The organism is Sulfitobacter sp. HI0040, from assembly GCF_001634885.1.
GTDB lineage: Bacteria > Pseudomonadota > Alphaproteobacteria > Rhodobacterales > Rhodobacteraceae > Sulfitobacter.
The window spans coordinates 1-6,956 of the sequence record NZ_LWEX01000148.1 but is presented as its reverse complement, the minus strand read 5'-3'; the positions used below and the strand labels follow the sequence as shown (position 1 = coordinate 6,956).

Sequence of the window (6,956 nt, the reverse complement as noted above, 5' to 3'; positions counted from 1 at the left end):
TCCAGTTCTCGACCGGCGGGCGGTCGGGTGCGGGGCAGGCGCGGGGCGGGATGCTGCCGCTGCGCCCGGACATGGCGTCGCTGTCGGTGGGGTCGAACAACTTCCCCACCCGCGTCTACGAGAACCCGCCCGACCTGGTCGACTGGCTGGCGTCCGAGATGAAGCAATACGACGTGAAGCCCGAGATCGAGGCGTTCGATCTCTCGCATATCTTCCAGGCGGCCAAGCTTCATTCCGAGGGCAAGATCGCGGCAAAGCCCTACGTGCAGTTCGTGATGGGCGTGCAGAACGCCATGCCGGTCGATGGCGTCGTGTTCGATTTCTACGTGCAGACGGTCAAGCGCCTGTTCGGCGACGACGCGCCGTGGTGCGCTGCGGGGATCGCACGGCACCAGGTTACGCTGAACGAATGGGCCATCGCCGCGGGCGGGCACGCGCGCACGGGGCTTGAGGACAACGTGCGGATCGACAAGGACCGGCTGGCGCCGTCGAACGCGGCGCTGGTGCGGCGCACGGCCGAGATCTGCGCGGCCAATAATCGCCCCGTGGCCAGCCCGGCCAAGGCACGCGCGCTTCTGGGCCTGCGGCCCGTTGCCGATGCGTGATGGGCCCTATGCGCCGGTTTTTTAACCTGGGCGGCAAGACGTTGCACGCCGATCTGCGGCCGGGCGATGACCCGCGGTCCATCGTCTTTATCAACTCGCTGGGCACCGACCTGCGGATCTGGGACGCGGTGCTCCCGGGCCTTCCCGCGGGTGCGCCGGTGCTGCGCCACGACAAATGCGGCCACGGCCTGTCCGCGGGGCAGACCGCCAGCATCGCGGGCTTCACGCAGGATCTGGCCGACGCCATGGAGCAGCTGGCGCTGTCGGACGCGCTGGTGGTGGGGCTGTCCATCGGCGGGCTGATCGCGCTGCAACTGGCCGACAGCCGCCCCGACCTGGTGGGCGGGCTGCTCCTGAGCAACACGTCCTACCGGATCGGCAGCGCCGAGATGTGGCAGACGCGGATGGACGAGCTCGACACGCTGGGCCTGCCCGCAATGTCGGGCGGCGGGATCGAGCGGTGGCTGTCGCCGGGATTCCGCGACGCCCACCCGGTCGAGACCGAGGGCTGGCGCATGATGTTGGCGCGCGCGCCGCAGGCAGTGTATCGCGCCGCCTGCGTGGCAATCCGCGACGCGGATCTTTCTGCAGCGCTGCCGCACCTGTGCTGCCCGGTGATGTGCATAGCCGGCTCGGATGATCTAGCGACCCCGCCTGAAATCGTCGCCGACCTTGCCAGGGGTATTCGCGGCGTCGCTCTGGTCACGCTGGAGGGCGTGGGTCATCCGCCCTGCCTGGAGTGGCCCGACCGCGTTGCGGAACTGGTGTCGGATATGCACGGGCGGCTGGGGTGAGCGACGTCTTCACCCATCCGTGGCTCGGCGGCCTGTTCGGCGATGCCGATATGCAAGCTCTGTGGTCGCCCGAGGCGCAACTGGCCCATTACACCGCGTTCGAGGTAGCGCTGGCCCACGCGCTGGAGGCCGCGGGCCGGGTGCCACCGGGCCATGGTGCTGCCGCCGCAGCGATGCTGGAGGCCTGCGTCATCGATCCAGCGTCTCTAGCGGAGGACGTAACCCGCGACGGCCTGCCGATCCCGGCGCTGGTGCGCCGCTGGCGCGCGGCCGATCCTGCGCACAAGGAGGCCATCCACTACGGCGCCACGTCGCAGGACGTGATGGACACCGCGTTGGCGCTGACGCTGAAATCGGTCTCGGGCCTGCTGGCGCAGCGGCTGTGCACGCGGGACGGCTCGCTCGGCGGTCTCGAAGAACGGTTCGGGGATCGCCCGCTCATGGGGCGGACGCGGATGCAGGCGGCGCTGCCCATCCGGGTGGCCGATAGGCTGCGCGACTGGCGCGCGCCGCTGGCCGCGCAGGCGCGCAGGCTCGACGCCTCGCACGCGGGGGTCGAGCGGTTGCAGCTGGGAGGCGCGGTCGGCACGCGCCACGGCTTCGGAAACCAAGCTCAGGCCATCGCCGACGCCATGGGGGCGCGGTTGGGACTGTCGGCGCCCGATCACGCGTGGCAAAGCGACCGGGGCGGGGTGGCGCATTATGCGGCCTGCCTGGCGGGCATCGCCGGGACGCTTGGCAAGATGGGGCAGGACATTGCGCTGATGGCGCAGCAGGGGTTGGACGATATCCGCATCACGGGCGGCGGCGGATCATCGGCCATGCCCCACAAGTCGAACCCGGTGCTGGCCGAGCTGCTGGTGACGCTGGCGCGGCTGAACGCGGGGGCGCTGTCAGGGATGCAGCACGCGCTGATCCACGAGCAGGAACGCTCGGGTGCGGCGTGGATGCTGGAATGGGCGCTCCTACCACAGATGTCGTGTGCCACTGGTCGGGGGGTCACAGCGGCGCAGGCGCTGTGCGAAAGGATCGAGGACATGGGCGACCGATGAGCTCTTCCGCCACGCTGGGCGCCGCGCTCGCCGTGCTGTCGGCGCTTTGCTATGCCTTCGCGTCGGTCGCAGCCACAAAAGACGCACGCGCCAACGGCGGGCGCGGCACTGCTGTGCTGCTGTCAGTGCTGCTGACCGCGATCAGTTCGGGGGTAGCGTGGCTGTTCGTCGGCCCGCCGCTGCCCGCGACGTCGCCGCAGCTGTGGGCGGGGGTTGGCGCGTTCTGCCTTGCGGGACTGCTGGCCACAGTGCTGGGCCGCGTGTCGTTCTTTCGGTCCATCGAACTGGCGGGTGCTATTGAAACGTCGCTGCTGCGCCGGCTGATCCCGGTTTTTGCCACGGTGTTGGCCACCGTTGTGCTGGGCGAACGGCTGAGCGCGCAGATCGTCGCGGCCTTCGCACTCATCTTCGCGGGCATCGCCATCGTCTGGATAACAGCGCCGCCGGTGGCCGGGGGCGCCGAAGGCGCGTGGGGCGGGGCGGCGCGGACGACCGGGCGCGTGCTGGCTGTGGTGTCCGCCGCCAGCTACGGCGGGTCCTATGTGGCGCGTAAGCTGGGGATCGCGGGCCTGCCCGACCCATTATTGGGCACTGCCATCGGCGCCTGTGCGGGGATAACCTTCTACTGCCTGGCCGCGCCAGTGTCGCGGGAGTTCGCCGCGCAGCTCGCGGCGGTGCGGCGACGGCCTACCGGCTGGCAGCTAGCGGCGGCGTCGGGAATTTCCATCGGACAGATCCTGCTGTTCTTCGCGCTGGTTTACGCCGGAGTGGCCACAGTTGCCATCATCGCGTCGGTCGAGATGTTCTTCGCCGCGTGGCTGGCGGGCGTCGTCTTTCGCACAGAACGACGGCCCGGCTGGACATTTACTCTGGCTTCCGGACTGGCTTTCGGAGGTGTAGCGTTTTTAGTTCTGGCTTGATCCAGCCCGTCATCGCAACGGCGGTGCATTGCGAAGCCATGCGCGTGGGCGTCCAACTCACATGCAAGGAGTTCAAATAAGAAAAATCGCCGTTTGCAACTATTCTTCTGGGGTCAGTGAAAATTGGCGCGAACTACAAACTCTTTTCTGGATAGCGGATATGGCTACGAAAATGCATGCCGAGATCGAATTGCATTATATTGAACATAAACTTCATTATGAGATATGAGTTTGTAGCCGGGTGGATTCACAAACGAAGTGCAAATTCTGTACGAATACAGAGAGTTGCATGGAGTATGATACAAAGCCTGTCCCACAGGCCAGACCAGATCGACAAGGAGGAGATCGACCCCATTCTCAGCATTACCACGAAAGCCGCCTGATCATGACCTCAGGCCATCTCGCAATTTACACCACCTTGACGGACGTGACCCATTCAAACCCGGCATCAGTCCCAGGCCACCTCGATCTAAATCATTGTTTCTGCAAAGACGTGCTCGATCCGCGCCGTTTCGTCGTCGGTCAATTCCTTGAACTCATTGGTTCGGGCGCGACGCGACAGGGTGCCTCCGTTCTGTTGAAGGAAGCGAAACAACAGATCGATGGTATGGCCAGGCATATCAACAATGGCTTCGACCTGGTTGCGGAATGCATCGTAATTTCGAAGGAATGCTGTCTCGTACGGCAGGTCTTCTTCGATTGTCTTTTGGACGCATGAATAGAGGAATTCTGCGTGTGGCGTTGCGTCGAAGAAGCGGTAGAAATCGCCTGTGTCGTTCAAGCCCCGAACGTTGAATTTTTCCGTCGGCTCCCACTCGATGAGCGGCAGCAGTCGTGCTGAATAGCTCTCAAGAACCGTTCTATACTCATCTATGCGTTCTAGGATCGCGGCGGACACCGGAAAGACCACCCCTGGTGGGTTGAAGCCGCGTTCCGCCAGAACATGGTGGATCAGGTAGCGGTGCAGCCGGCCGTTACCGTCTTCAAACGGGTGTATGTAGACAAAACCGAATGCGAGGATTGCAGCGGACACGATCGGGTCAGAGTGCCGAGACGCACCGTGATCAAAAGCGATCATCCCGTCAGTCAGGGACGGAAGATCTTCATGCCGGGCACTTATATGATCAGGCAACGGCATCCTTGTTTCGCGGTCATGCTCGCCAACAAAACCGCCTTCGTCGCGGAAACCCAGCTTGACGAACCGGGCATCACCTATGACGATCCGTTGCAGTCGTAGCAGCTCATCGCGGTCGAGCGGCTGGCGACCGGCCTCGCCGATCGCACGGCCCCAACGCTGAATTCGGTCTTGTGGTGGACGCTCGCCTTCGATCGCGTAGCTGGAACGTGAGTCTTTGAGCAGAAGGAAAGCAGCCGTCCGCGCGAGCAAGTCCCGGGGGAGGTCCGCGATGACCGCGCGGGCTCGACTGGCCAGGTCCATCGCGATGAACTCGTTTAGCTTTTGCGTGCGAAAGACCAGCGGGCAGAAGTCTCTGGTTCCCGGCAGATTATTTTTGACGCGATATCGGGGAGCGTTTTCCCCTTCCGTCGCGAACTGTTGGTCGGGATCAACGACAGGCACGTAGCGACCGCCCTCTGTATCTGGCAGATTCAGTCGGCTTCCCGTTAGCCATTCAAACAGAAACCAGATGCGCCTTGCGTAGCTGCCGGTCGGCTTTTTGCGCACGATGTCAACAATGCCGTCAGGCCCGGTGGCCGCGAACAGCTTCGCGAGGACAGCAAGATCAAGCCCTTCGTATTTGAGAGCGAAGGTGAGGTGGCCATCCAGTTCTGCACTCGGGGCGTGTCGCGGCGTCAGGATGCGCCAAACCTCATCCTCAACGATCCGGTGATGGTTCCCGGTTGCCGAAAGTTTGCGGGGCAGTGGCACAGATAATCTGTAGGCGTCAATCAGTGCGCTGTAGCCTGCCAAGGTGGCGGTCTCAGGAAGGCGACGCTCCTGAAAAACGGTTCTCGGGCCCGAAAAAAGTACCTGTTGATCCGATGGCATGAATTCCGTTCCCTTGGCGTGAATTTTTGCAGCAGAGCGTTGCGTCCATGAAATCCGTTCCTAGCACATGAAAAATGTTCTTGAATAGGTATTATTCGTGAAAAACGGTTCAAATTTACGCCGCAGTCCGGGCATGTCAGATCACGGATCGATTTACGGCGATCGACCGACGAGGTTAAGAGGTCCTCCAACGAACTACGACGAGTAGAATCGGATGGGAGGTTGACGAGGTTCTCAATATCCGCGCCCAGGCCGGACGATCTTGTCGAGCACCTCGTCCGGCCAGGTTTTCCTCGACGAAGATGTGCAAGCCCGGGCTCCACATCTTGTTCTCCAGGAAATTTCAAAAAAAGTACGCGGAAGTCGTTTTTCCTCAAAATTCGTTGAACCTACCTACTTTTCGAGGGCGAGACGTCTCCGACCACTGATCGGCCTCATCCCTGCGGCTTTCCGCATCAGTGTCAAAAAGAGGCCTACCTTGCTCGACTTTCAGAACTCCACCGCGACGACTGCTTCTCCCGCCACCACCCTGCTGGAGGCAGTGACCAACTCCCTGGCTGCCCGCGGCCTCATCCCGGAGGACAAGCCGGTCCACAGTCTGCCCGCGCAATTTACCGCAGACAGGCTCGCAGGGATCGAACTTGTGCAGAAAGGAGATGGCTGGATCGGCAATGTCATTTTCGACATGCCGTTCGGCGACCCCGATGTCCTCACCACGCGGGAAAATCTCATCCTCCCGACCCGGCGCGCGGCCTTTGACCATGCGGCCGCCATCGTCGTCGAAGTCCTGACCGGCGTGCGCGAGCTACCCTTCGAGTATGCGGACAGGCGCCCCCGGTATCGGACCGCCTGAAGCCTGCGGATCGGGACACACAGGCGAACACCTGCAAGGTCGAGAATACCTCGCGGCCCCGGCAGCTCGGTGTTTCCGCCCTTTCCTGATCGATCCCATTTCCTCCTTGCCCCTCGTAGGAAGTCTTCCTGCCACGGGACCCATCCTCAATTCGGCCGTACCCTGCCGACAGCTACAGAAAGATTACATATGTTCCAGCTCAACACAGCCCGCATCGCCCAGAACCCGGACCCGATGCAATGCTACCACGATATGATCGTGGCAGCGCTGAACGCAAAGGGCCTTGTCCCCGCTGCCCCGCCGGCGCTGTCCGGCTTCCCCGGCTACGTTCACCGCTACAACGTGAAAGCCCTGACCCTCGAGCAGGAAGAGGGTCTGTGGAGCTACTGTCTGCATCTGGAACGCGTCCCCTCCGGGATGCCCAACTGCAACTTGGACTTGCCCGTTTTTAGTGGAGAGCGCTTAGTTCACTTCGCGGACCCTGCGCTCGAATGCGATGGGGCTTAGGGAGCCGAGCGATGAGTGCCGCCTGACGGGGTTATAGAACCCGTCGATGTATCTGGCGATGGCGTTCTCGGCTTGCTGGCGGGTCTGCCAGGCGACCGGCCAGATCAGCTCCGACTTGATGGTCTTGAAGAACGTCTCGACCATCGCGTTGTCATAGCAGTTCCCCTTGCCGCTCATCGAGATCAGGATGCCGCGTTTTCGAAGCTCGGCCTGATAG

Annotated in this window: 7 protein-coding genes and 1 pseudogene; 5 read left to right on the top strand and 3 right to left on the bottom strand. The window is 62.9% G+C overall.

The annotated features are described in order from the left end of the window. The 4 genes from A3728_RS10465 to A3728_RS10450 form a co-directional block, all read left to right on the top strand. Positions 1 to 605 (top strand): 3-keto-5-aminohexanoate cleavage protein (locus A3728_RS10465; protein ID WP_067923166.1); only part of this gene is annotated, 605 nt, incomplete at its 5' end. 8 nt (positions 606 to 613) lie between these two features. Beyond that, positions 614 to 1,399 carry an alpha/beta fold hydrolase gene (locus tag A3728_RS10460; RefSeq protein ID WP_067923161.1) on the top strand — a complete coding sequence of 262 codons (786 nt, stop codon included), beginning with the start codon at positions 614 to 616 and terminating at the stop codon, positions 1,397 to 1,399. Beyond that, the gene (locus tag A3728_RS10455) at positions 1,396 to 2,451 is read left to right on the top strand and encodes a 3-carboxy-cis,cis-muconate cycloisomerase (protein ID WP_082851045.1); all 1,056 of its coding nucleotides are present in this window, start codon (positions 1,396 to 1,398) and stop codon (positions 2,449 to 2,451) included. The genes A3728_RS10460 and A3728_RS10455 overlap by 4 nt, the downstream gene beginning before the upstream one ends. Continuing rightward, the gene (locus tag A3728_RS10450) at positions 2,448 to 3,371 is read left to right on the top strand and encodes a DMT family transporter (protein ID WP_067923158.1); all 924 of its coding nucleotides are present in this window, start codon (positions 2,448 to 2,450) and stop codon (positions 3,369 to 3,371) included. The genes A3728_RS10455 and A3728_RS10450 overlap by 4 nt, the downstream gene beginning before the upstream one ends. Before the next feature lie 469 nt (positions 3,372 to 3,840). Here A3728_RS10450 and A3728_RS10445 read toward each other — a convergent pair whose 3' ends face one another. Further along, positions 3,841 to 5,379, bottom strand: coding sequence for a Fic family protein (locus A3728_RS10445; RefSeq protein ID WP_082851038.1), 1,539 nt, complete (start codon positions 5,377 to 5,379; stop codon positions 3,841 to 3,843). A 478-nt stretch (positions 5,380 to 5,857) separates the two neighbouring features. On the opposite strand from A3728_RS10445, the gene A3728_RS10440 reads away from it, so the two are divergent. After that, positions 5,858 to 6,232 (top strand): hypothetical protein, encoded by a 375-nt coding sequence (locus tag A3728_RS10440; protein ID WP_067923151.1) that lies wholly within the window; start codon positions 5,858 to 5,860, stop codon positions 6,230 to 6,232. 183 nt (positions 6,233 to 6,415) lie between these two features. Here A3728_RS10440 and A3728_RS10435 read toward each other — a convergent pair whose 3' ends face one another. Then, the gene (locus A3728_RS10435) at positions 6,416 to 6,628 is read right to left on the bottom strand and encodes a hypothetical protein (RefSeq protein ID WP_067923148.1); all 213 of its coding nucleotides are present in this window, start codon (positions 6,626 to 6,628) and stop codon (positions 6,416 to 6,418) included. A 52-nt stretch (positions 6,629 to 6,680) separates the two neighbouring features. Next, positions 6,681 to 6,956, bottom strand: a pseudogene (locus A3728_RS10430) (transposase); the annotation flags it as partial.

Bases quoted from the DNA above. Each gene is read 5' to 3' on its own strand.
- A3728_RS10460 (WP_067923161.1), top strand. From the start codon at position 614: ATGCGCCGGTTTTTTAACCTGGGCGGCAAGACGTTGCACGCCGATCTG.
- A3728_RS10450 (WP_067923158.1), top strand. From the start codon at position 2,448: ATGAGCTCTTCCGCCACGCTGGGCGCCGCGCTCGCCGTGCTGTCGGCG.
- A3728_RS10445 (WP_082851038.1), bottom strand. From the start codon at position 5,379: ATGCCATCGGATCAACAGGTACTTTTTTCGGGCCCGAGAACCGTTTTT.
- A3728_RS10435 (WP_067923148.1), bottom strand. From the start codon at position 6,628: ATGCAGACAGTAGCTCCACAGACCCTCTTCCTGCTCGAGGGTCAGGGC.